The sequence below is a fragment of the Spirillospora sp. NPDC048823 genome, assembly GCF_043198445.1.
Classification (GTDB): Bacteria; Actinomycetota; Actinomycetes; order Streptosporangiales; family Streptosporangiaceae; genus Spirillospora.
Genome location: NZ_JBICUT010000009.1, coordinates 309,141 through 332,844, shown reverse-complemented (window position 1 = coordinate 332,844; position 23,704 = coordinate 309,141). Strand labels below are relative to the sequence as shown.

Sequence of the window (23,704 nt, the reverse complement as noted above, 5' to 3'; positions counted from 1 at the left end):
GAGAGGTTCTCCCATTGCCCGTAGCGGCGTTTGGGGCCGCTGGTGACGAACGCGATCATCTTCTGCAGGAAGTAGCCGACTTCCCAGAGGGGGACTTTGCCCAGGACGTTGATGCCGGTGCTGAGGAAGTTGAGCAGTGATTCGGGGCTGAGGGTGCCTTCGATGCTCCCTGCGGCGGGCAGGATGATCTTGGTGCCGTCGTAGTAGGCGCTGACTTCTTTGCCGGCTTGCAGGTTGCCGGCGGCGTTGCCGCCGCCGGGGACGGGGATGCGGCTCATGGTGTCGGGCAGGTTCTGGTAGAAGCCGGGGAAGAACCGGAATCCGTGTTCGCCGGGCAGGTCCTTGCGGCCTGCGGTGCCGGTGCCGGGGACGGGGATGCTGCGGTTCTTGCCGCCCCAGGTCTTGCGTTCGTAGATGGTGACTTCGAAGCCGCGTTCGGCGAGTTCGTGGGCGGTGCTGAGTCCGCCCATCCCGCCGCCGAAGATCGCGACGCGGCGGCCGGCGGCCTTGCGGGTGCGGGGGGCCTTGCGGGCACCGGCGGCCGGGGCGGTGGCGGCGGTGGCGGTGCCGGTGCCGAGTGCCCCGGCGGCGACGGCTCCGGCGGCGGCGACCGCGCCGGTGACGAACTGGCGGCGGCCGACACCGCCCCCGCCCCCGCCCCCGCCCCCGCCCTGGGCCTGGGCCTGGGCCTGGGCCTGGTTGTGGGCGTCGTTCTCGTTGTGGTCGGGGTGGGGTTGTGGTGGGGTCGTGTCCTGCACGGCGCGCTCCTCACGGGGGTGGGCGCTAACCGACACTGTTGTCGGTTACGGGTGGTTCCCCACTATGAGCAAGCCGCCGCACCACGTCAACCCCCACCCCGCCCGGAACCCGCCCCGCCCCGCCCCGGCCGCACCCGCGTCTTTGGGTGGATCTTCCCCCTCACTTTGACGCCTCCCGGTGTTACCATCACCCTAACCGACATAGGCGTCGGTAGTATGACGCACCGGACGAGGGGTGCCACCGGGCCACCCGGGCGTGCGGACGTCGCCGTCATCCGACCACCCGGACCGAGCAGGGAGCCGTGCATGGGGCGCAGGGAACCGTCGATCGCCATCGTCGGAAGCGGGTTCAGCGGCATCGGCCTGGCCATCGGCCTGCGCAGGGCCGGCTTCACCGACATCACCATCTTCGAGAAGGCCGACGGCCTGGGCGGCGTCTGGCGTGACAACACCTACCCCGGTGCCGCCTGCGACGCCCCGTCCCACCTTTACTCCTACTCGTTCGAGCCCAAGCCCGACTGGTCACGCCGGTTCGCCGAGCAGCCCGAGATCCTGGAGTACCTGCGGCACTGCGCCACCAAGTACGGGATCCTCCCGCACTTCCGGTTCGGCACCGAGGTCACGCAGGCCGAGTACCAGTCCGCGACCGGACGATGGCGCGTGCACACCGGCGAAGGGGAGTGGCAGGACTATGACCTCCTGGTCGCGGCGTGCGGGCAGCTCAGCAACCCGGCCGTCCCGCGCCTGCCAGGGATCGACACCTTCTCCGGCGCCGTCTTCCACTCCGCCCGCTGGGACCACGATCACGATCTGCGCGGCGAACGCGTCGCCGTCATCGGCAACGGCGCCAGCGCGATCCAGTTCGTTCCGCTCATCGCCCCGGACGTTTCCGAGCTGACCGTCTTCCAGCTCGAATCCCACTGGATCAGCCGCAAGCCCGATCGCGTCTATCCGCGCTGGCGGCGTGCCCTCAACCGCCGCGTGCCGTCCGTGCAGAAGATCTCCAGGCTGGGCATCTTCCTGTGGTTCGAGATGCTGCTCAACCCCGCACTGGTCTCGCCGCGCGGCCGCCGTGTGCTGTCGGCGCACATCCGCGCCATGTGCAGGTTCTCTCTCCGTTCGGTGCGCGACCCGGGTCTGCGCCGGCGGGTGACGCCCCAATACGAACCCGGCTGCAAGCGCATTCTCACCTCAAGCGAGTACTACCCCACCCTCAACCGTCCCGACGTGCACGTCGTCGACAGCCCGATCACCGAGGTGACGGCCGACGGCCTCCGCACCGGCGACGGCGAGCACCACCCGGCCGACACCATCATCTGGGCCACCGGCTTCCGCTCCCAGGACTTCGTCGCGCCCATGCGGCTCATCGGCCTCCACGGCCAGGAACTGAACGCCGCCTGGAAGGACGGCGCGCGCGCCTACCTCGGCCTCGCCGTCGCCGGGTTCCCCAACTTCTTCCTCATGTACGGGCCCAACACCAACGTGGGCTCCGGCTCCATCGTCCACATGCTCGAAAGCCAGATCGCCTACATCGTCCAGGCGGCCCGCCTCCTCGCCGAAGGGGTCACCTCCCTGGATGTTCGTGCCGACGTCCTGGACGAGTTCGACTCCACCGCCCAGAACCGCCTCAGCACGTCCGTCTGGAACCGGGGCGGCTGCGACAGCTGGTACCTCGACGCCGACCGCCGCAACACCAACAACTGGCCCGGCTACATGACCGGCTATCGCCGCCGCACCCGCCACCTCGATCCCTCCGACTACCACCTCGAACGCTGAACCGCGGCCCGCCCTGGTCACGCGGGTGCCGGACGGGACGACTCGGTCGCGGCGGTCGCCAGTCGGCCTGGCCCGCAGCCGCTCCCCGTCCCCGGCGCCCGGACACCGTCCGAAGAGTCGGTAACAGCCCTCCTGGCCGACGCCTGGTAGCCGAGATCCGTCCTACAAGATCCCGGCGGAACCTGACGAGGCCATCTTCCTGATCATCCGCCGGATCATCCACGACGAGATCGAACTGCTCATTTCCGCGGCATCCGCCTCGTCCTCTAGCTGAACGATCTCCGCTACGGGTCAGTACGGCCCATTCCGCGGGAGGGAAGGCGGATGGTCGCGCGTGCATCTGCCAGCATGTGCTGGCAAATAGGCCCCTGGTTGGGCCCGTGGACCCGTGTGCGGCTCGCATAACGGACTTATCGTTACGGCGCCCTCCACCGAACTCAGGCGGCGCCATGCACGCTTCTACACAACGGCAGCGCCGGGACCGTGGCGCCGCAGCGACCGAGTACGCCGCCGTGCTGCTGCTCGCGAGCTGCATCGTGGTCGCCCTGCTCGGATCGGCCGTGCGGACGGCCGGCGACGAGGTCCAAGGGGCCATATGCCGGCTGTTCAGCAGCGATGACTGCGACTCGCCCGTCCGCGCGGCGCCTCCGGCCGGAGAGGACGACGGGCCTACCGCGGCGGGCGGCGCACCTTCGCAGGGTCAGGACCCGCCCCAACGCCACTCGCTGCGCTCCTGCCGCTCCGATGTGCAGGTCAACGATGTGCCCGACTGGAGCGGGTGCGGGCCGCCTCCCGGCACCATTCCCTCCGGCGGGTCCGCGTCGATGACTGCGGAGGAGGAAGCGGAGGAGGCAGCGGAGGCCGCTCGAACCGTGGGCAGGGCGGTCGGCGAGCTTGCACGGTGGTGGCCGATCATGCTGCACCCGGAAGATCTGCTGAGGTTCGTCTACGGACACGACAGCGTCTGGACGGACTTCCCGGTGGAGATGGGATACACCCCGGAACGCGTGGAAACACCCTACGGAACCCGAATGATCAACCCCGAGGGAAGCTGTTCGACACCGACGCTGCCGGGCGTCGGCCAAGCCCCACCGGGCGACACAGGCCGATCCTTCGACTTCACCTACGCGTGCCAGGCGCACGACTACGCCTACGACATGATGCGTTTCTACGAGCGGATGGGCATCCCTCACGACCCGGAGGCCCGAAGGGCCGCGGACTCGCTGTTCGAAGCTGACCTTTTCGCCCACTGCGCCACGCGTAGCGGGGTGGACCGCTGGAGCTGCGACAACTGGGCCACCATCTACGCCGCCGCAGTGTTCGCCAACTCCGATCGCCAAGATTTCGGTGTCCCGTGAACCCGGCTCAGCTTCGCAGAGGCGCGGTCATCTCGCTGTTCTCGTCGATGGCCGGCCTGGTCGCGGTGTTCGTCTACGACACCGCCGCGTACAGCCAGGACGCCGATACGGGCATCACCGTCATCCTCACCGAGGGGGCGCTCTTCCTGGCCATCGCCTTCATCGGCATCGTCGCCGCGACCTATGTCTCCGTGAGGCACGTCCGGCCTCGTGTTATCCGCCAAGGCGTGGCGGCGATCCTTGTGAACTGGGCTGCCGCCTTCGTCCCCGCCGCCCTCGCCTTCTCTCCGTTCGTGGGCGGCCTCGGCCGCGCCGTCGACCTCGCCCTCCTCACCGCCCCGTACTTCCTGCTGGCCCAAGCGGTCACCGTCACCGTCACCGCAATCATCAACATCAGGACAGCCAGGGAAGGACAGAACGCCTCGTGAGGCATCGCTTTCGGGACTGGTAATTCGGACGTGGCTCCTGGACATGACTGCCCTCAAGGGGGCGATGCTGTCCGCCAAACTCCCGCCTCGCCTGGCCGTTCCGCTACGCTTCTTTCGCTGCGCCCTTTTCGCTGCGCCTTTTTCGCTGCGCATCTCCCTGCCGTGCGCTTCTGGTATGCGTGCTTCTGGTGTACACGTTCTGGTGTGCGCGGATGGTTCCTGGCTTGGGTCTGTTGCCTTTCCCTCATGATGTGCGCGTGCCTGGGGTTCTTCTTTTCCCGGGTTTAGTGTGGTTGCGGTGGGTGGGGGCTGGGGTGGCCTTCCGAAGGTGGGTGCGCTCGTTTGTCTTTGTCGCCGGTTGCTGTCACGTTGGTTGCGGTAGTGGTCGGGGAAGGGTGTTCTTCCGCGGGTTTGGCGCGGGGGCCTGCCAGGACGCCGCGCTCCGCGCGGCACAAGCGATCGGCGACGGCGAGCGGGCGACCGGGGCGGCCGAGCCGCAGGGGCCACCTCAACCACCCACCCGCAGCAACCACCCTGCCCCGATAAAGCCGCGCTCAGCCACCACCGGCCGTTGGACGACCACCGGCCGCAAGAAACGCCCTCCCTTCTTTTCCGGGTGGGCCTGGCCCGGGGGGATGGAAGAAATGCGGTGACAGTAATGTGGCGTGTCCGGATTGTCCACCGGCATTACCGCGATCTTCCCATAGAATGACGGGTAACGGATTTTGGTGTTGGGAGGTGAACCCCCGTGTCCATGCCCCTCGAAATCATCGAAGGCCCCAACATTGTCGCCGGCGCCCGTGAATGGGAAGACCGGGAATGGTTCCCGCCCGGCCCGCAACTGGCCATCTGCCTATCCGGCGGGAAACAACACCTGGCCGATCTGACCGATGACGAACTACTACAGGTCGCGGCCGCCGCCCGCCGCCAAACCTCCTGGGCCCAAGCCCGCGAACTCGCCGCCATCGCCGAACTCACTCAACGCCGCACCACCACCGAAACCACCACCACCGGACCCGACGGCGGCGGCGACTACCGGACCCTGCCCGCGCGTGAAGCGGTCACCGAAGAAATCGCCGCCGCGCTGACCGTCACCGGCAACACCGCCGCGACCCTGGTCCACCTCGCCCAACAACTGACCGGCCCACTCGCCGACACCGGCGCGGCCCTGGAAACCGGCCGGATCGACATGGCCAAAGCCCGCGTCATCTGCGACACCACCGACTCCCTACCCGACCAGATCACCCAACACGTCCAAACCGCCGCGCTGGACAAGGCGCCCACCCAGACCACCGGGCAACTCCGCCGCCGCATCAAGCGGATCGTGCACCGCCTGGCCCCCGAGGCGGCCGAGGAACGCAAACAAGAAGCCGTCCGGCAGCGCCGCCTGGAGTTGTGGGACACCGCAACCGGCACCACCGACCTGGCGCTCTGCGACCTGGCACCCGAAGACGCCCACGGCATCTTCAACAAGATCACCGCCGCCGCACACGGCCTCAAAAAAGACGGCGACACCCGGCCCCTGCACCTCATCCGCGCCGACCTGGCCACCCAACTCCTGCACGGCACCGACCTCCCCGCCGCCACCCGCACCCTCCTCACCCAGGCAACCCAGCACCAGGATGCCGGGACGGCCACCGCCGGGACGGCGGCCGGATGCGCCGCGTTCACCGGACCGAGCCCACTGAGCACACCTGCACCGACCGGCGTGGCGGGCGCATCGGCACGCACAGTCCCAACCGCCCCGGAACCGGGCGCGATGATCGACCGGCGGCTCGTCCATGCTCGCGACTTCAGCCCCGCACTCGAAGCGCTCGCCGCCATCGGCGAACCGCCCGACCAAACCGGGCACGAGACGACCCTCGCCGCCTCCTCTGATCCGCTGACCAGCACTGTCGATAGCCACGTCCCGGATGCGGGCGCGGCGGACCCGGTCATTGCGGGACTGGCGGCAACGGTCAACCGGCGGCTCACCCACCTGCGCGACCGCACCCGCCCGGCGGACATGCCCGCCGCCGTCAACCGGGCGGTACAGCAGCTCAACGACCGGCTCGCACCCCAACGCGACACCCTCTGCCAAGCAGACGCCGCGCGGCACGGAAGACCCGGCCACCGGCCACCCGACAACCTCAGGCGAGAAATCCAAGAACGCCACGCCACCTGCGTGTACCCCACCTGCAACCAGCCATCACACCGCTGCGACCTCGACCACACGGTGCCCTGGCGACCCGGAATCACCTGCCGCTGCAACCTGGCGCCACTCTGCCGACGACATCACCGGCTCAAACAAACCCCGGGCTGGACACTCCACCACATCTGGCCCGGCTTGCTGATCTGGACCACCCCGTCCGGCGCCTGGTACATCATCCGCCCCGACCGGCAGTAGAGGGTTCTCCCGCTGTGCTCACCGGCGCCGGACGTATCTCGCGGGGCGGTATCTCGCCCTCGTTCCCCGACTGGCTGATCACGCCGGGCCGTTACGCGGTGGTGCGCCGCGCGTACACCTCGATCTCGATCTTCATGCGGGGGTCGGCGAGTCCACACGTCAGCATCGTGGCGGCGGGCCGTACTTCACCGAAGGCGCCGCGCAACACCGGCCAGCAGGGCTCGAAGTCTGCGCGGTCGGGCAGCAGGTACCGCACCCGTACGACGTCGGCGAAAGTGCAGTTCGCCTCGGCCAACGCGGCTTCGATGTTGCGTAGGCACTGAGCGGCCTGCTCCACCACGTCGTCGGAGATCGTCATCGTGGTGTCGCGCGGTCCAGCGGGCCGGCCGAACCTCAGCGGCGGGCGTGACAAGGAGCCACCCATGCAGAGAACCATCGTGATGACGGGCGCGACCCGCGGGATCGGACGCGTCGCAGCCAAGGACATCCTCCGCCGGGCGATGCGGTCAACCCGGGAACGCTGAGGCGGGCCTGACGTACGCGATGGACTTCGGGTATGAATGTCCGGGCCCTTCGCGGCGCATTCCGCAGGGCAGGACGAACGAACGGAAACGCGTATGGCTGACGAGGTCACCGGCATCGTCGGGGCGGGCATCATCGGGCTCGCGGTCGGCCGGGAGATCACCCGGCGGCGTCCGGGGACCCGGGTCGTCGTGCTGGAGAAGGAAGACCGCGTCGCCGTTCACCAGACGGGGCACAATTCCGGCGTCGTGCACGCGGGCATTTACTACAAGCCCGGCAGCCTCAAGGCGGAACTGTGCACGCGCGGCAAGTCCATGCTGCGCGAATACTGCGCCGAACGGGAGATCCCCTACGACGAGTGCGGCAAGCTCGTCGTCGCCGTCGACGAGGAGGACGTGGCCCGCCTGGGCGACCTGGAGGCCAGGGCGGGCGTGAACGCCGTCCCCGGCATGCGGCGGCTGGACGCGGCCGGCATCCGCGAGATCGAGCCGTACGCCACGGGCCTGGCCGCGCTGCACTCCCCGCACACCGCCATCACCGACTACACGCGGATCGCCCGGTCGTTCGCCGACGACATCATCGGCGCGGGCGGTGAGGTCCGGTTCTCCTTCCCCGTCACCGGCATCAAGGCCGCCGGAGACGGGCTGGAGGTCGCGTCCGGTGACGAGACCGTGCGGGTCGGGAACCTGATCATCTGCGCGGGCATCCACACCGACGTCGTGTCCGGCCTCGCGGGCGACGACCCCGGGCCGCGGATCGTCCCGTTCCGGGGCGAGTACATGGCCATCGCCCCGGCGAAGACGCACATGGTCCGCGGCCTGATCTACCCGGTGCCCGACCCGCGCTACCCGTTCCTCGGCGTGCACTTCACCCGGCGCGTGTCGGGCGGCGTCGAGGTCGGCCCGAACGCCGTCCTCGCCCTCGCCCGCGAGGGGTACCGCCGCTCGGACGTGTCGCTGCGGGACCTGTCCGGCATCGCCGGCTGGCGCGGCTCCTGGCGCATGGCGCGGCGGCACTGGCGCACCGGCGTCCGGGAGGTGCACGGGTCACTGTCGAAGCGCGCCTACATGAAGGCGGCACGGCGGTACGTGCCGGAGATCGCCGCCGGCGACGTCGTCCGGGCGGGGGCGGGGGTGCGCGCCCAGGCCCTCGACCGCGACGGCGCCCTGGTGGACGACTTCCGCGTCCACCGGCTCGGCCGGGTCACCGCCGTCCGCAACGCGCCGTCACCGGCCGCGACCTCGTCCATGGCCATAGCCGAGTACATCCTCGACGTCATCGAAGGAAAGCCGGCCTGACGATCGCCGGGAACGGGACGGCGGGTGAACGTCAGCGGAGGGGCGAGGGGACGAGGACGCCCGGGTTGAGGATGCCCGCCGGGTCCAGGGCGGACTTCGCGGCGGTCAGCGCGGCGGCGAACGGGTCCGGGCGCTGGCGGTCGTACCAGGGGCGGTGGTCGCGGCCGACCGCGTGGTGGTGGGTGATCGTGCCGCCGTTCGCCGCGATCGCCTCGGAGACGGCGGCCTTGATCTCGTCCCACTGGGTGACGGTGGCGCCCCAGCGGCCGGGCGCGTAGACGCCGAAGTACGGCGCCGGGCCGTCCGGGTAGACGTGGGTGAACCGGCAGGTCACCACGCCACCGCCCGCGATCTCGTGGACCGCCCGACGGGCCGCCTCGGTGACGGCGCCGTGCAGGTCCTCGAACCGGTCCCAGGTGCACGCGGTCTCGAACGTCTCGACGATCAGCGAATGCCTGGCCAGGGCGTCCCGCTGATAGGGCATCCGCAGGAACGACGACCGCCAGGTGTCGCCGGCGCTTTCCCCGCGGAGCTCGTCCGGCGCCTCGCCACCGTGGTCGCGGCACAGTTCCAGCGCCCGCTCCAGCGACGCCTGCACCGGATGGTCGGCGGACTCGAACGCGATCAGCAGCACGCCGCCGTCCACGGCGACACCCGTGTTGACCAGCGCTTCGGCGGCGTCGAGGAGGCGGCAGTTCGCCGGGTGCAGCCCGCTCTGCGCGATCGCGCGGGTGGCCGCCACCGCCTCGGTGTAGTCGGCGAAGCGCACCGACGCCTTGGCCCGCCAGCGCGGACGTTCCTGCACCCGCATCCACGCCTCGGTGATGATTCCCAGGGCGCCTTCGCTGCCGAGGAACATCCGGTCGGGGGACGGCCCGGCGCCGGAGCCCGGCAGCCGCCGTGATGCGGAGACTCCGCTCGGCGTGACGACGCGCATCGACTCGACCATGTCGTCGATGTGCGTGTACAGGGTCGCGTAGTGGCCGCCGGCGCGTGTGGCCAGCCAGCCGCCCAGCGTGGAGAACTCGAACGACTGCGGGAAATGCCGCAGCGTCAGCCCGTGCGGCCGGAGCTGCTCCTCCAGGTGCGGGCCGAACACGCCCGCCTGGACGCGGGCGGCCCGGCTCACCGGGTCGATCTCCAGGACGCGGTCCAGCCGCTCCAGATCGACGGTGACCACCGGGCGGTCGTCGAACCGCGGCTCGATGCCGCCGACCACCGAGCTGCCGCCGCCGTAGGGGATGACGGCGATGCCGTCGCGGCCGCACCAGTCGAGCAGGTCGATCAGGTCGCGTTCGTCGCGGGGCCGGGCGACGAGGTCGGGCACATGCCGCAGATCCCCGTGCAGGTTGCGCACGATGTCCCGGAACGCCTTGCCGTGCGCGTGCGCGGCACGGTCGGCGGGGCCGGCGGAGCACAGGCCGGCGAGCGCGTCCGGGGCGCTGACCCGGGGGGCGGGCAGGTCGAGCGAGTCGACGTCCGGCGGTTCGTGGCCGGTCAGCTCACCGGGCGTCAGCGCGCGGACCCGGGAGAGCAGTGCGTCCAGCTCCTTGCCGCGCACCGCGTCCTCGGTGTTGCCCCATCCCCACCACGACCGCGTCATGATCGCTCCCTCCGGGTCGGGGCCACCGTATCCGCGGTGGACGCGGGCCGGGGCGGCGACCACCCGAACGACCGGTCGGTGCGGTCCGCCGACGTCGTGTCAGTTCGCGGCGGGGAAGGGGCCGGCGCGGCCGAGCAGCGCCTGCACCGGGCTGTCGAGACGTTCGGCGAGCCAGGCCGCCGTCTCGGTGACCGTGCTCATCTCGACACCGGTGGCGACGCCCGTGCGGTCCAGCGCGTACACCAGGTCCTCGGTCGCGATGTTGCCGGTGGCGGCGGGCGCGAACGGGCAGCCGCCGAATCCGCCGGTGCTGGCGTCCAGGGCGCTCACCCCGTGGTCGAGCGCGGTGAGGGCGTTGGCGTACCCGGTGTTGCGGGTGTTGTGGAAGTGGCAGCGCAGCGGGACGTCCGGCGCGATCTGCGCGGCGCCCGTCAGCAGCGTGCGGACCTGCGCGGGGACGCCGACGCCGATCGTGTCGGCGATGGCGATCTCGTCGGGTTCGCTCTCGGCGACCCGCCGGACGAGGTCGAGGACCTTGTCGGCCGGCACCTCTCCCTCGAACGGGCAGCCGAACGCGGCGGCGAGGGTGACCGTGCGGTAGAGGCCAGCCTCGCGGGCCTTCTCGGCGATGGCGGTCCAGTTGGCGACGCCCTCCTCGACCGAGCAGCCCTGGTTGCGCCGGCTGAACTCGTCGGTGGACACCACCACGACGTTGACCTCGTCGACGCCGGCCGCGATCGCCCGGTCGAGGCCGCGCCGGTTGAGGACGAGCCCGGCGTAGCTGACGCCGTCCACGCGGGGGAGCCGCTCCATCACCGCCTCCGCGTCGGCCATCTGCGGGACCCGCTTGGGGTTGACGAAGCTGACGGCCTCGATCCGGCGCAGCCCGGCGGCGACGCTGCGCTCGATGAGCCGGACCTTGTCGGCGGCCGGGAGGATCGCGGCCTCGTTCTGCAGCCCGTCCCGGGGCCCCACCTCGATCACTTCGACATCCGCCATAAAGCTCCCCTTGTATGCAATCTGCGGGTGGTATGTCGAATTTACTCAGGTCACAGCTTGTGTCAAGCCTCCATGAATGCGTATGTTGCATGCAATCGACTCCGAGGAGGTTCGGATGGTCCGAGCCGTGGACCGTGTCCACACTCGGCTGCGCGCCGACATCCTGGACGGCGTCCACCCGCCCGGCACGCGCCTCGGCGAAGCCGAACTGGCCGAGGCCACCGGCTCCAGCCGGACGCCGGTCCGGGAGGCGCTGCGCAAGCTGGAGGCCGAGGGGCTGGTCGAGATCCTGCCGCACCGCGGCGCGCGGGTCCCGGACTGGACGCCGGACGACCTGGAGGAGATCTACGACCTGCGGATGCTGCTGGAGGGCGCCGCCGCCCGGCGGGCCGCCACCCGGATCGAGCCCGGGGACACCGGCCGGATGGCGGAGCTGTGCGACCTCATCGAGCGGGCCGCCGAACCGGGCGACGGGCAGGACCTCGACCGGGTCGCCGAGCTGAACGCCGAGTTCCACGGCATCGTCCGCGCCGCCGCCGCCAGCGGCCGGCTGACGTCCATGCTCAGCGCCGTCACGCAGCTTCCGCTGGTGATGCGCACCTTCCACCGCTACTCGCCGGACGACCTCGCCCGCAGCTTCGCGCACCACCGCGAACTCGTCGCCGCCCTCCGCGCCGGCGACGGCACCTGGGCCGAGTCGGTGACGCGCGCCCACGTCCTCGCCGCGAAGGCGGTGCTGCTCCGCGCCACCGAAGCCTGAACCGGGCTCCCCGAACCGAACCGGGCGCCCCGAGCCGACCGAACACCACGCGAGCCGACCGAACACACGAAGGCACACGAAAGAGGACCCGCCAGATGTCCATCCAAAACGGCGCCGCACCGGACGCCCGAGGCCCGCTCTCCGACCTGCGCGTCGTGGAGATGGGCCAGCTGCTCGCCGGCCCGTTCTGCGGGCAGCTCCTCGGCGACTTCGGCGCGGAGGTGATCAAACTGGAGTCGCCGGGCGCCGGTGACCCGATGCGCCAGTGGGGACGGGAGAAGCCGCACGGCAAGTCCCTGTGGTGGCCGGTGGTCGCGCGCAACAAGAAGTCGGTGACGTGCAACCTGCGCACCCCCGAGGGGCAGGACCTCGCACGGCGGATCATCGAGCGGGCCGACATCGTGGTGGAGAACTTCCGTCCCGGGACGCTGGAGCGCTGGGGCCTGGACTTCGACCGGCTCCGGGAGACCAACCCGGGGCTCGTGCTGGTGCGCGTGTCGGGCTTCGGGCAGAGCGGCCCGTACGCCCCGCGCGCCGGATACGGGTCCATCGGCGAGGCGATGGGCGGCATCAGGTACGTGACCGGCGACGCGGACAAGGCCCCGTCCCGCGCCGGGATCTCGCTCGGCGACTCGCTCGCCGCGGTGTTCGCCACGATCGGCACCCTCGTCGCGGTGCATCACCGCACCCGCACCGGGCGGGGGCAGATCGTCGACTCGGCCATCTACGAGGCGGTGCTGGCGATGATGGAGTCGCTGCTGCCCGAGTGGGCCGTCGCCGGCTACCAGCGCGAACGCACCGGGTCCGTGCTGCCGAACGTGTCGCCCAGCAACGTGTACCCGACCGCGTCCGGCGAGATGATCCTGATCGCCGCCAACCAGGACACCGTCTTCGCGCGGCTCGCGAAGACGATGGGCCGCGCGGAGCTGAGCGACGACCCGCGCTACGCCGGGCACGCCGCCCGCGGTCAGAACATGGCCGAGCTGGACGAGCTGATCTCCGCCTGGTCGGCGGGCATCGAGACGGGCGAGCTCCTGGAGACCCTCCACGCGAACGGCGTCCCGGCGGGCCGGATCTACACCGCCCGGGACATGTTCGAGGACCCGCACTTCGCCGCCCGCGACGCGATCGTGCGGCTGGCGCACCCCGACTTCGGCGAACTGCCGATGCACAACGCGTTTCCCAAGCTCAGCGAGTCCCCCGGGTCGGTCCGGCACCCCGGCCCGGGGCTCGGCGAGCACAACCAGGAGGTGTACGGGGGCCTCCTGGACCTTCACAAGGACGAGATCGCCGCGCTGTCGGAGCGCGGGATCGTCTGACCCACGGCACCGGGAGGCCACGATGGGATATCGCCTAGGCGTTGATGTAGGAGGCACGTTCACCGACGTGCTGCTCGTGGACGAGGGGACCGGCGTCAGCCACCGGGCGAAGACGGCGTCCACCCCGGCCGACCAGTCCCAGGGCGTCCTCAACGGCATCCGGAAGGTGTGCCGGGACGCCGGGATCGACCTGACCGAGGTCGCGCACGTCCTGCACGGAACGACGGTCGCGACCAACGCGATCCTGCAGGGCAAGGGGGCGCGGGTCGGGCTGGTCACGACCCAGGGGTTCCGCCAGGTCCTGCAGATCGCCCGGTCGTACGTGCCGGGCGGCCTGGCCGGCTGGATCATCTGGCCGAAGCCGGAGCCGCTGGCCAAGCTGGAGCACACGGTGGAGATCCCCGGCCGGATCGCCGCCGACGGCTCCGTCGTCACCCCGCTGGACGAGGAGCGCGCCCGCGCCGAGCTGCGCAGGCTCGCCGGGGCGGGGATCGAGGCGCTGACCATCGCGCTGATCAACTCGTATGCGAGCGACGAGCACGAGCGGCGGGTGGCGGAGCTGGCGGCCGAGGAGCTGCCGGGCGTCCCGGTGTCGCTGTCCAGCCACGTCCTGCCGGAGATGCGCGAGTACGAGCGCACCGTCACGACCGTGGCCAACAGCTACGTCCAGCCGGAGGTGTCCCGCTACGTCAGCAATCTGGACCGTTCCCTGACCGGCAGCGGGATCACCGCGCCGCTGTCGGTGCTGCGCAGCGACGGCGGGCTGACCAAGGCCGCGAAGGCCGCGGAGGACCCGGTGGCGCTGCTGCTGTCCGGCCCCGCCGGCGGTGTGACGGGGGCGGCCTGGTTCGCCGAGCAGGCCGGCCACCCCGACTTCCTCACCTTCGACATGGGCGGCACCTCCACCGACGTGGCGCTCGTTCTCGGCGGGAAGCCGCGGATCGGGCGGGAGACCAGCGTCGGCGACCTGACCGTCCGCGCCACCAGCGTCGACGTCCGCTCGGTCGGCGCCGGTGGCGGCTCGATCGCGCACGTCCCCGAGCTGACCAAGGCGCTGCGGGTCGGCCCCCAGTCCGCGGGCGCCGACCCGGGCCCGGCCGCGTACGGGGCGGGCGGCACCGAACCCACCGTCACCGACGCCAACGTCGTCCTCGGCCACCTGCCGCAGGACCTCGCGGGCGGCGAGATCTCGCTGGACGTCGAGGCCGCCCGCAAGGCCGTACGCGGCGTCGCCGACGCGATGGGGCTGCCCAGCGTGGAGGCCGCGGCGGCGGGCATCGTCGACATCGTCAACGAGAACATGCTCGGCGCGCTCCGGCTGATCAGCGTCCAGCAGGGCTTCGACCCGCGCGACTTCGCGCTCGTGTCGTTCGGCGGCGCCGGGCCCCTGCACGCCAACGCGCTCGGCCGGCTGACCGGCTCCTGGCCGGTGATCGTCCCGCCGTCGCCGGGCGTCCTGTGCGCCTACGGGGACGCGACGACCTGCGCCCGCGACGAGGCCGCCCGCACGATGGTGCGCCGGTTCTCCACCCTCGGCGACGCCGAACTGCGCACCGCGCTCCTCGAACTGGCCGACACCGCCGCCGCGCGGCTGGAGGCGGAGGGCGTGCCGCGCGACACCCAGACCCAGAGCTACCAGATCGACCTGCGCTACCACGGGCAGGGCTTCGAGATCCCCGTCGAGCTGGAACGCGACGTCGTCGACGGCGATCTGCTGGCCGAGCTGGGCGCCGCGTTCGACGCCGAGCACAAGCGGCTGTTCTCCTTCCTGCTCGACAACGAGCGCGAGGTGATCAACCTGCGGGTCACGGTGAGCGGCCCGCGCCCGGAGGTCGCCTGGCGCACCCTTCCGGAGGGGACCGGCGACCCGTCCGCGGCGCTGGTCCGCGAGACCGAGGTGTGGATGGGCGGCGCGACCGCGTCCGCCCGCGTCTTCGACCGTTCCAAACTGCTCGCCGGGGACGTCGTGACCGGCCCGGCCGTGGTGGTCGAGATGGACTCCACCACCCTCGTGCTGCCCGGGCACGCCGCGACCGTGCACCCCAGCGGCAGCCTCCTGATCCGTCCGCTGAACGAGGAGATCTGATGGCCGAGATCATCCAGACCAACACGGAGCCGGCCGGCCGCGTCGACGTCGACCCGGTCACCCTGGACATCATCGAGAACGCGCTGCGCAACGCGCGCTACGAGATGGACGAGGTCCTCTTCCGCACCGCGCTGTCGCCGGGCATCCGCGAGCAGCACGACGAGTTCCCGCTGATCGCGAACCCGGACGGCAAGATGGTCGTCGGCCAGTTCGGGCTGTCGGTCCCCGACTTCCTCGACAACTTCGACGGGACGATCGGCGAGGGCGACATCCTGATGACGTCCGACCCGTACGCGTGCGGCGCGGCGATCAGCCACGCCAACGACTGGCTGCTGGTGGTGCCGATCTTCCACGAGGGCCGGCTGGTGGGCTGGTCGTCGATGTTCGGGCACATGTCGGACGTGGGCGGCAAGACGCCCAGTTCGATGCCCGCCGACGCCCGCACCATCTACGAGGAGGGCGTGATCGTCCCGCCCTTCAAGCTGTACGAGGCCGGCAAGCTCAACGAGGCCGCGCTGAACATCATCCTCAACCAGGTGCGCATGCCGGACTGGAACCGGGCGGACCTGAACGGGCTGACCGCCGCCTGCACCACGGCCGCGCGCCGGGTGACCGAGCTGTGCGACCGGTTCGGCGTCGAGACGTACCTGTCCGCGCTGGACAACCTGCTGGACCGCAACTACCAGGCCATGAAGGTGCTGCTGGCGACGCTGTTCGACGACGGCCAGACGCTGGAGTTCGCCGACTACATCTGCGACGACGGCTGCGGGTACGGCCCCTACGAGCTGAAGATCTCGCTGACCCGGACCGGCGAGAAGATCCATCTGGACTTCTCGCACGCCGCCCCGCAGGCGGTGGGCCCGATCAACTACTTCATCAACGAGAACCTCGTCCGGATGTTCTTCGGGATCTACGTGATCACGGTCGCGGACCCGCAGATCCTGTGGAACGACGGCTTCTACCCGCTGATCGACGTGACGATCCCCGAGGACTCGTTCTGGAAGCCCCGCCATCCCGCCGCGCTGAACGCCCGCAACCACGGCATCGGCCGGGTGTTCGACCTGTTCGGCGGGCTGCTCGGCCAGACCAACCCGGAGATCCTCAACGCCGCCGGGTTCTCGTCGTCGCCGCACTTCATGTACTCCGGGCACTACACGTCCGGGCCGCGTGAGGGCGAGTGGTTCCAGCTGTACTCGATCGGGTTCGGCGGCGTACCGGGGCGCCCGGTCGGGGACGGCCCCGACGGGCATTCGCTGTGGCCGTCGTTCGTCAACATCCCGTGCGAGTACCTGGAGTCGTACTACCCGCTGCGCATCGAGCGGTGGGAGACGATCGCCGACTCCGGCGGCGCCGGGCTGCACCGCGGCGGCAACGGCGTCGACGTCGCCTACTGCTTCGAGGAGCCGGGCACGATCGCGATCCACGACGACCGCTGGCTCACCTACCCGTGGGGCGTGAACGGCGGACGCCCGGGGGAGCGGGGCCGCAAGTGGATCGACCGGGCCGACGGCACCCGCGAGGTGCTGCCCAGCAAGATCCATGACGTTCCGGTCGGCCCCGGCGACGTCCTGCACTTCGTCACGTGGGGCGGCGGCGGATGGGGCGACCCCCTGGCGCGTCCCGCCGACGGCGTCGCGCTGGAGGTGCGGCGCGGGCTGGTGACCGCCGACGGCGCCCGCGACTACGGCGTCGTCTGCACCGCCGAGGGCGTGCTCGACGAGCAGGCCACCGAACGCCTCCGCGCGGAGATGACCGCCGCGCGGACGGAGATCCCCGTGTTCGACATGGGCCCGCCGCTGGAGGAGATCCTCGCCCGCTGCGAGGAGGAGACCGGCCTGCCGGCGCCCAGCCCGCCGGTCGACGTCCGTTCCGCCGCCGCCCTGCGCGCCCGGCGATGAGCGGCGGCGGGCCGGCGGGGGACCGCGACCTCGCCGAGGACTACCGCGGCTCCGGCTTCGGCGCGAGCCTCGGCTGCGGCACCTCACCCGCGGTGCTGGTCGTCGACCTGGCCCGCGCCTACCTGGTGGACGGGTCGCCGCTGCGCGCCCCGGTCGAGGACGCGGTGGCCGCGTCCATCACGCTGATCGGGGCGGCGCGGACGGCCGGGCTGCCGGTGCTGTTCACCCGGGTGAGCTACCGGCCCGGGGCCGCCGACGGCGGGCTGTTCCGCCGCAAGGTCCCCGCGCTGCGCGTCTTCGAAGAAGGCAGCCCCCTCGGCGATTTCGCCGAGGGGGCCGCCCCCGCGCCGGGCGAGACGGTCGTCACCAAGCAGTACGCGAGCGCGTTCCACGGCACGTCGCTCGCGGCCACGCTGACCGCGTCCGGCATCGACACCCTGCTGATCTGCGGCCTGACCACCAGCGGATGCATCCGGGCCACCGCGACCGACGCCCTCCAGCACGGGTTCCGGCCCCTGGTGGTGGACGAGGCGTGCGGAGACCGTGACCGCCGCCTGCACGAGGCCAACCTGCTCGACCTGGAGGCCAAGTACGCCGACGTCCTGTCCCTCGATCAAGCCCTGGCCACGATCAAGGGGGTGAGAGGTTACTGATCTGAGGCTTACGGGCCGGTGATGTTTGGTCGTCCGGCGGCGGGAAGATCCCTGAGGGCATGCCCGCTGAACCCGACGTCGCTAGGAACGGTGGATGTCCGCACCACGAGCCGTCCGCTGGATCATTCCGGTCGCCCTCGTCCTGGCCTGGCTGGCCATCGGCGGCGCGTTCGGCCCGTACGCGGGCAAGCTGGGCGAGGTCGCCACCAACGAGCAGTCCACGTTCCTGCCCAGCAGCGCCGAGTCGACGCGGGTGCTGGAGCAGCAGGCGGCGTTCCAGCGGCAGCCCACGGTCCCGGCCATCGTCGTGTGGGAGGCCCGCGACGGCGGCATCTCGCCTGATCAGCGCGCGGCGGCGCAGCGTGCGCTCTCGTCCCTCCAGGGCGCACCGTACATCGCGGGCGCCCCGTCCCCGATCATTCCGTCGCAGGACGGGGCGGCGATGAGCGGCGTCGTGCAGGTCGGCGCCGACGTCGGTGAGCGGGCCCCGGACGTCGTGGACCGCATCCGCGAGGCGGCGGGGCAGGTCCCCGGGGCGGGCGTCTACGTGGGCGGGCCCGTCGCCATCCAGGCCGACTTCTCCGAGACCTTCGCCGGCATCGACACCTTGCTGCTGCTCGTCGCCGTCAGCGTGGTGCTGCTGATCCTGCTGCTCGTCTACCGCAGCGTCCTGCTGCCTCTGGCGATCATCCTCGGCTCGGTGTTCGCGCTCGCGCTCGCCACCGCGGTCACCTACGCCCTGGCCGAGGCCGACATCGTGACGGTGAGCGGCCAGGTGCAGGGCATCCTGTTCATCCTGGTCATCGGTGCGAGCACCGACTACGGCCTGTTGCTGTCGGCCCGGTTCCGGGAGGAGCTCGCCGGGCGGCAGGACTCGCTGCCCGCCGTGTGGACCGCGTGGCGGCGGTCGGCCAGCGCCATCGTCGCCAGCGGCTCCACCGTGGGCCTCGGCCTCCTCGCGCTGCTGCTCAGCGAGCTGTCCAGCAACCGCGCGCTGGGACCGGTCGGCGCGATCGGCATCGGCTGCTCCCTGCTGAGCGCGCTCACCTTCCTGCCCGCCGTCCTGGGCCTGCTCGGACGCGCGGCCTACTGGCCCGCCCGGCCGGGCTCGTCCGGGCACGGGGTCTGGGACCGTGTCGCGGGCCTGCTGGACCGCCGCGCGCGCCGGGTCTGGGCGAGCTGCCTGATCGTGCTGGTCGCTGGTGCCGCGTTCATGCCCCAGCTGCGCACCGGAGGGGTTCCCCTGAGTGAGACGTTCGTCGGCGAGACGTCCTCGGTGAGGGCGCAGGAAGTCCTCGACGAGCATTTCCCGGGCGGCTCGGGAAACCCGGCCATCGTGATCACCGACGCGTCCGCGCTGCAGCAGGTGGTCTCCGCCGCGCGGAACACCGACGGCGTCTCCAGTGTCCGCCCCCGCACCGCGGACGGTGGACGGCCCCTCGTCGTCGACGGCCGGGCCCTGGCGGAGGTCACGCTGTCCGCACCCGCCGACAGCGACGCGGCCCGGACGGCCGTCGAGGAACTCCGCGAGAACGTCCACGGCGTCTCCGGCGCCGGCGCGCTCGTCGGCGGCTTCACCGCTCAGCAGGTCGACACCCAGGCGTCCGCCGAGCGCGACCGCAACGTCATCATCCCGGTCGTCCTCGCGATCATCCTGGCGATCCTGATCGTCCTGCTCCGCTCGCTGCTGATGCCGGTGATCCTCGTCGCGACCGTCGCGCTCAGCTACCTGGCGACCCTCGGCGTCGCCGCGATCGTCTTCCAGAACATCCTCGGCTTCACCGCCATCGATCCCTCGGTGGTCCTGTACGGGTTCATCTTCCTGGTCGCGCTCGGCGTCGACTACAACATCTTCCTGATGACCCGTGTGCGCGAGGAGTCGCTTCGGCACGGTGCGCGCAGCGGCGTCCTGCGGGGGCTCACCGTGACCGGCGGCGTCATCACCTCGGCCGGCGTGGTGCTCGCGGCCACCTTCGCCGCCCTCGTCGTCATCCCGCTCGCGTTCCTGCTCCAGATCGCCTTCATCGTGGCGTTCGGGGTCCTGCTGGACACCCTTCTCGTGCGGTCGCTCCTGGTGCCCGCCCTCGTCCGCGACGCGGGCCCGATCCTGTGGTGGCCCGGCGTCCTGTACCGGCGCGCACGCGACGCGAAGCACGCCGACCAGGCCGAACGCCCCGATCGCATCACCCACTGAAGGATCCGCCATGCGACGACGAGGGGATCCCCGGCCGGAACCGCACTCACGCACCGCAAGCTTCCGGGCCGAGTGGGCTCAGACGTGGGCGAGGAGGACCGCCGGGTTCTCGACGCAGTCGGCCACGTGGCGGAGGAAGCCGCCGGCGGTGCCGCCGTCGCAGACCCTGTGGTCGAAGGCGAGGGAGAGCTGGGCGACCTTGCGGGGCGTGACGGCGCCGCCGACGACCCAGGGCCGGTCGATGACGCGGCCCACGCCGAGGAGCGCCGCTTCGGGATGGTTGATGATCGGGGTGGACCCGTCCACGCCGAAGACCCCGTAGTTGTTGAGCGTGAACGTGCCGCCGGTCAACGCCTCGGGAGGCAGGTTGCCCGCGCGTGCGAGGCCCGTGAGCCGGGTCAGTTCCGCCGCCAGCTGCGCGGTCGTCATCCGGTGCGCGTCCCGGACGACCGGGACGACGAGGCCGCGGTCGGTCTGCGCGGCGAAGCCCAGGTTGACGTGCCCGTACCGGACGATCTCGGCCCGGCCGGTGTCGACCGAGGAGTTCAGTTCGGGGAACCGCCGCAGGCCGGACACGCAGATGCGGGCCAGGAGGGCGAGGAGCCCGATGCCGAGGTCCGGGCGGGCCTGCCGCAGTTCGTCCTTCATCGCGAGCAGGCCGGTCGCGTCGACGTCCACCCAGGTCGTCGCGTCGGGGATCTCGGTGCGGCTCCGGGTCAGCTTGTCGGCCACCGCCCGGCGCAGGCCGCGCAACGGGATGCGCTCCGTCGTTCCGGCGGGTGGGGTCGTTTCGGCGGGCGGGGTCTTCTCGGCCGGTTGATGCTCGTCTGCCGGTGGGGTCTTCTCGGGTGCCGCCTTAACGGCGACGGCCTGTTCGACGTCGCGGCGGAGGATCACGCCGTGCGGTCCGGTGGGGGTGACGGCGGTGAGGTCCAGGCCGTTCTCGCGGGCGAGCCTGCGGACGAGCGGGGAGATCACGCGGGGTGCCCGCGGCTTGCGGTCGTGGTGCCGCCTCCGCCGGGTGGGCGTGTGGCCGGTGCCGTAGCCGATCAGGACGTTGCCGGAGCCCGCCCGTTCCTCTTCGCGGTAGCGGGCCGCCGCGGGCTCGTCCGCTGGGGGCTCGTCCTGCGGGGGCTCGTCCGCGGGGCGTTCGTCCGCGGGGCCGACGTCGATGAGGGGCTCGCCGACCGCGAGGACGGTGCCGGGCTCCGCGTGCAGGGTCAGCACCGTCCCGGCATAAGGGACGGGTACCTCCACGGCCGCTTTGGCGGTCTCGACCTCGACCACGATCTGGTCGATCCCGACCGTGTCGCCGGCGGCGACCTTCCATTCGACGATCTCGGCCTCGGTCAGGCCCTCGCCGAGGTCGGGCAGCCGGAACACCTGCCGCGAGACGGCGGCCGTCATGATCGCTCCCGCGCCAGGTGGAGGACGTCGGGCTCGTCGTCGAACTGGAGCCGGTCGACCGCGTCGAGGATCCGGTCGGCGTCCGGAAGGTGTGAGTGCTCCAGTTTCGGGGGCGGGTAGGGGATGTCGAACCCGGTGACGCGCAGCACCGGGGCGGCCAGCGAGTGGAAGCAGCGTTCCTGCACGCGCGCCGCGATCTCCGCGCCGACCCCGGCGAACCCCTGTGCCTCCTGGACGACCACGCAGCGGCCCGTCTTGCGCACCGAGGACACGACGGTCTCGTCGTCGAACGGGACGATCGTCCGCAGGTCGACGACCTCCAGGGCGATGCCGTCCTGTGCTGCGGCCTCGGCCGCAGCAAGCGCCACCGGGACGGCCGGCCCGTAGGCGACGAGCGTGGCGTCCCGGCCCTCACGCCGTATCGCGGCCTGCCCGAACCCGGCCGCCCGCCGGCCGGCGGGCGTGACCTCGTCCTTGGACCAGTACAGCCGCTTGGGCTCCATGAAGATCACCGGGTCGGGGTCGGTGACGGCGTCGCGCAGCAGCCAGTACGCGTCGTCGGGGGTCGCGGGCGTGACGACCTTCAATCCCGGAGTGTGCGCGTAGTAGGCCTCGCTGGAGTCGCAGTGGTGCTCGACGCCGCCGATGCCGCCCGCGTAGGGGATGCGGATCACCATCGGCAGGGACATCCGGCCGCGGGTCCGGTTGCGGAACTTCGCCACGTGCGAGGCGATCTGCTCGAAGGCCGGGTAGGCGAACGCGTCGAACTGCATCTCGACGACCGGGCGGAAGCCGCCCATGGCCATGCCGACGGCGAGGCCCACGATGCCCGCCTCGGCCAGCGGGGTGTCGAAGCACCGGTCCTCGCCGAACTCGGCGGTCAGCCCGTCGGTGACGCGGAAGACGCCGCCGAGCGGGCCGACGTCCTCGCCGAAGACGAGTACGCGCTCGTCGTCGCGCAACGCGTCCCGCAGCGCCGTGTTCAGCGCCTGTGCCATGGTCAGCGCGGTCTGCGCGGTCTGTGCGGTCATGTCGGTTCTCCGGGGGCCGTCGGCATTGCCTGCGCCATGGTCAGCGCGGTCTGCGCGGTCATGTCAGTCCTCCGGGGCGGTCAGCTCGGACGCCAGCAGCGCCCGCTGCTCGCGCAGCTGGGGCGTGGGTTCGGCGAAGACGTGGTCGAACAGCTCGAACGAGTCCGTCTCGGGGTCGGTGTTCATCTCGTCGCGGACGCGTGCGGCGAACTCCTCGGCGGTCTTGTGCGCCGAGTCGATGTCCTCCGCGCCGAGCAGGCCCCGGTCGCGCAGATGGGTCTCCAGGCGGGCGAGGGGGTCGGCCGCCTCCCACTGCTCGACCTCCTCCGCCTCCCGGTACCGGGTGGGGTCGTCGGCGTTGGTGTGGGCGTCCATCCGGTAGGTGTGCGCCTCCACCAGGAACGGGCCGCGTCCGGTCCGCGCGTGGTCCACGGCGGCCGTCAGGACGGACAGCACCGCGACGAGGTCGTTGCCGTCCACCTGCTCGGACCGGACGCCGTAGCCGATCCCCTTGTAGGCGAGGGCGGGCGCGGCGGTCTGCTTGGCCAGCGGCACCGAGATCGCGTACTTGTTGTTCTGCACGAAGAACACGACGGGCGCGTGGAGGACGGCCGCGTAGTTGAGCGCCTCGTGGAAGTCGCCCTCGCTGGTGCCGCCGTCGCCGACGAAGGCCATCACGACGCCGTCCTCGCCCTTGCGGCGCAGCGCGTCCGCCATGCCCACGGCGTGGACGGTCTGGGTGGCGAGCGGTGTGCACTGGGGTGCGACGCGTGTCGCCGCCGGATCGTATCCGCAGTGCCATCCGCCCCGCAGCAGGGTGAGCGCCTCGACGGGGTCGATGCCGCGGGAGATCAGGGCCACCGTGTCCCGGTACGTCGGGAACAGCCAGTCGTCCTCCCGCAGCGCGAGGACGCCCGCGATCTGGCAGGCCTCCTGCCCGCGGCTGGACGGGTAGACGGCGAGCCGGCCCTGTCTGGTCAGCGCGGTCGCCTGGCCGTCGAAGCGGCGGCCGAGGACCATCCGGCGGTACGCCTCCACCAGCTCCTCGTCCGCCGGCATCGGGTAACCGGCGGGCGGTTCGACGGCCGTGCCGTCCTCGGCGACGAAGCGCACCGGGACGGGCGAGGGGAGCAGGTCGTCGATCGCCTGGGGATGTGTCCTCACGGCGAGGCCCACTTTCTCTGGACGCTTGACAGGCAAAGCGTCCGCCTCGCTGGCCATCTGTTCA

The 23,704-nt window shown here is 71.4% G+C and carries 18 protein-coding genes; 11 read left to right on the top strand and 7 right to left on the bottom strand.

All coding sequences use genetic code 11. The annotated features are described in order from the left end of the window. The coding region (locus tag ACGFK0_RS22540; protein ID WP_392907593.1) for an FAD-dependent oxidoreductase at positions 1-758 on the bottom strand (758 nt) is incomplete at its 3' end. A gap of 306 nt (positions 759-1,064) precedes the next feature. Here ACGFK0_RS22540 and ACGFK0_RS22535 point away from each other — a divergent pair. The 4 genes from ACGFK0_RS22535 (at position 1,065) to ACGFK0_RS22520 (ending at position 6,706) form a co-directional block, all read left to right on the top strand. Beyond that, the gene (locus tag ACGFK0_RS22535) at positions 1,065-2,534 is read left to right on the top strand and encodes a flavin-containing monooxygenase (RefSeq protein WP_392907591.1); all 1,470 of its coding nucleotides are present in this window, start codon (positions 1,065-1,067) and stop codon (positions 2,532-2,534) included. 512 nt (positions 2,535-3,046) lie between these two features. Beyond that, on the top strand, positions 3,047-3,892 hold the full coding sequence (locus ACGFK0_RS22530; protein WP_392907589.1) for a phospholipase A2: 846 nt from the start codon (positions 3,047-3,049) through the stop codon (positions 3,890-3,892). Then, positions 3,889-4,320, top strand: a complete 432-nt coding sequence (locus ACGFK0_RS22525; RefSeq protein WP_392907586.1) for a hypothetical protein — start codon at positions 3,889-3,891, stop codon at positions 4,318-4,320. The genes ACGFK0_RS22530 and ACGFK0_RS22525 overlap by 4 nt, the downstream gene beginning before the upstream one ends. Positions 4,321-5,074: 754 nt before the next feature. Continuing rightward, positions 5,075-6,706: a DUF222 domain-containing protein gene (locus ACGFK0_RS22520; RefSeq protein ID WP_392907620.1), complete on the top strand. Its 1,632-nt coding sequence runs from the start codon at positions 5,075-5,077 to the stop codon at positions 6,704-6,706. A 91-nt stretch (positions 6,707-6,797) separates the two neighbouring features. Here ACGFK0_RS22520 and ACGFK0_RS22515 read toward each other — a convergent pair whose 3' ends face one another. Beyond that, positions 6,798-7,130, bottom strand: coding sequence for a Rid family hydrolase (locus ACGFK0_RS22515; RefSeq protein ID WP_392907584.1), 333 nt, complete (start codon positions 7,128-7,130; stop codon positions 6,798-6,800). A 193-nt stretch (positions 7,131-7,323) separates the two neighbouring features. On the opposite strand from ACGFK0_RS22515, the gene lhgO reads away from it, so the two are divergent. Beyond that, positions 7,324-8,526, top strand: a complete 1,203-nt coding sequence (gene lhgO / locus ACGFK0_RS22510) for an L-2-hydroxyglutarate oxidase (protein ID WP_392907580.1) — start codon at positions 7,324-7,326, stop codon at positions 8,524-8,526. A gap of 31 nt (positions 8,527-8,557) precedes the next feature. On the opposite strand, the gene ACGFK0_RS22505 is transcribed toward lhgO, so the two are convergent. Next, the gene (locus ACGFK0_RS22505) at positions 8,558-10,129 is read right to left on the bottom strand and encodes an FAD-binding oxidoreductase (RefSeq protein ID WP_392907577.1); all 1,572 of its coding nucleotides are present in this window, start codon (positions 10,127-10,129) and stop codon (positions 8,558-8,560) included. A gap of 99 nt (positions 10,130-10,228) precedes the next feature. Then, the gene (locus ACGFK0_RS22500; RefSeq protein ID WP_392907575.1) at positions 10,229-11,128 is read right to left on the bottom strand and encodes a hydroxymethylglutaryl-CoA lyase; all 900 of its coding nucleotides are present in this window, start codon (positions 11,126-11,128) and stop codon (positions 10,229-10,231) included. A 115-nt stretch (positions 11,129-11,243) separates the two neighbouring features. On the opposite strand from ACGFK0_RS22500, the gene ACGFK0_RS22495 reads away from it, so the two are divergent. From ACGFK0_RS22495 to ACGFK0_RS22470, 6 genes are all read left to right on the top strand, one after another. Then, the gene (locus tag ACGFK0_RS22495) at positions 11,244-11,888 is read left to right on the top strand and encodes a GntR family transcriptional regulator (protein ID WP_392907573.1); all 645 of its coding nucleotides are present in this window, start codon (positions 11,244-11,246) and stop codon (positions 11,886-11,888) included. Between the two features lie 95 nt (positions 11,889-11,983). After that, positions 11,984-13,207 (top strand): CaiB/BaiF CoA transferase family protein, encoded by a 1,224-nt coding sequence (locus tag ACGFK0_RS22490; RefSeq protein ID WP_392907570.1) that lies wholly within the window; start codon positions 11,984-11,986, stop codon positions 13,205-13,207. Between the two features lie 22 nt (positions 13,208-13,229). Further along, positions 13,230-15,293: a hydantoinase/oxoprolinase family protein gene (locus tag ACGFK0_RS22485; protein ID WP_392907568.1), complete on the top strand. Its 2,064-nt coding sequence runs from the start codon at positions 13,230-13,232 to the stop codon at positions 15,291-15,293. Further along, entirely contained in the window at positions 15,293-17,191 is a 1,899-nt protein-coding gene (locus ACGFK0_RS22480) for a hydantoinase B/oxoprolinase family protein (RefSeq protein WP_392907565.1), read from the top strand. The genes ACGFK0_RS22485 and ACGFK0_RS22480 overlap by 1 nt, the downstream gene beginning before the upstream one ends. Continuing rightward, positions 17,188-17,844 (top strand): isochorismatase family protein, encoded by a 657-nt coding sequence (locus tag ACGFK0_RS22475; RefSeq protein WP_392907563.1) that lies wholly within the window; start codon positions 17,188-17,190, stop codon positions 17,842-17,844. The genes ACGFK0_RS22480 and ACGFK0_RS22475 overlap by 4 nt, the downstream gene beginning before the upstream one ends. Before the next feature lie 94 nt (positions 17,845-17,938). Beyond that, positions 17,939-20,038 carry an MMPL family transporter gene (locus ACGFK0_RS22470; protein WP_392907560.1) on the top strand — a complete coding sequence of 700 codons (2,100 nt, stop codon included), beginning with the start codon at positions 17,939-17,941 and terminating at the stop codon, positions 20,036-20,038. A gap of 78 nt (positions 20,039-20,116) precedes the next feature. Here the strand turns inward: ACGFK0_RS22470 and ACGFK0_RS22465 are convergent, their stop codons facing one another. The 3 genes from ACGFK0_RS22465 to pdhA all read right to left on the bottom strand — a co-directional run bounded on the left by ACGFK0_RS22465 (position 20,117) and on the right by pdhA (position 23,640). After that, positions 20,117-21,445 (bottom strand): dihydrolipoamide acetyltransferase family protein, encoded by a 1,329-nt coding sequence (locus tag ACGFK0_RS22465; RefSeq protein ID WP_392907556.1) that lies wholly within the window; start codon positions 21,443-21,445, stop codon positions 20,117-20,119. Continuing rightward, complete coding sequence (locus ACGFK0_RS22460; RefSeq protein ID WP_392907553.1) at positions 21,442-22,476, bottom strand: alpha-ketoacid dehydrogenase subunit beta; 1,035 nt, start codon at positions 22,474-22,476, stop codon at positions 21,442-21,444. Before ACGFK0_RS22460 ends, ACGFK0_RS22465 begins: the two co-directional genes overlap by 4 nt. Positions 22,477-22,539: 63 nt before the next feature. Next, positions 22,540-23,640 carry a pyruvate dehydrogenase (acetyl-transferring) E1 component subunit alpha gene (gene pdhA, locus ACGFK0_RS22455; RefSeq protein ID WP_392907551.1) on the bottom strand — a complete coding sequence of 367 codons (1,101 nt, stop codon included), beginning with the start codon at positions 23,638-23,640 and terminating at the stop codon, positions 22,540-22,542. Positions 23,641-23,704: the final 64 nt, after the last annotated feature.